This window comes from Noviherbaspirillum sp. ST9 (assembly GCF_048799745.1).
In the GTDB taxonomy this organism is placed as follows: domain Bacteria; phylum Pseudomonadota; class Gammaproteobacteria; order Burkholderiales; family Burkholderiaceae_D; genus Noviherbaspirillum.
In genome coordinates, this window is sequence record NZ_JBLWFR010000141.1 from 1 (window position 1) to 599 (window position 599).

2 protein-coding genes are annotated in these 599 nt (G+C 42.7%); both read right to left on the reverse strand.

What is annotated here, in order from left to right; genetic code table 11:
• Positions 1-522 (reverse strand): SusE domain-containing protein (locus ACNOHI_RS25205; protein WP_420477470.1); only part of this gene is annotated, 522 nt, incomplete at its 3' end.
• Between the two features lie 15 nt (positions 523-537).
• Positions 538-599: RagB/SusD family nutrient uptake outer membrane protein (locus tag ACNOHI_RS25210; RefSeq protein ID WP_420477471.1), on the reverse strand; the 62-nt coding region annotated here is incomplete at its 5' end.

Consider the following 599-nt stretch of genomic DNA (forward strand, 5'->3'; position numbering starts at 1 on the left):
AGCATCCCAGCCATTAGGCGCAGCATCACCAATGATATACAGCGTAGAAGAAACTGGCCGGTAACCCGTTACTTTGATCCTCACAACTTCAGACACCTGTGGAGCTACACTTTCATGATGAACCACTGCCGTGACCCGTGCTTCAAGTTCTGCCTCAACACCGGGTGTTACGCCAAATTGATTGAGAAGAATTGCATTGACTTCAGCTGTACTATACGAAATGGAATTTTTGCCCTGAGCCTGTTCTACTTTAATACTATTTGCAAAATTCCGGCCACTAAGCCCTAGCTCAAACGTGTAGGTAATGGCAGCATTTGTATTGAAATTAGACCCCGATGTCCATTGAAAGGTAACTGCATTACTTTGAGGGGCTGTAATATCCAATTGAATGTCTTGTTCACTGGCAGACATTACCAGAGGCTGGTTGCCAAGGTTTGTTTCCATATAGTCGTCTTTACATGACACGAGCAGGGACGGAAGCACCAGCAATATTCCAATTATTAAGTTATATAGGGTTTTCATGTTAACATCTTTGGATTAATAACCAGGATTTTGTTTCAGATTACGATTTGCATCAATCTCTTTTTGAGGGATGGGCA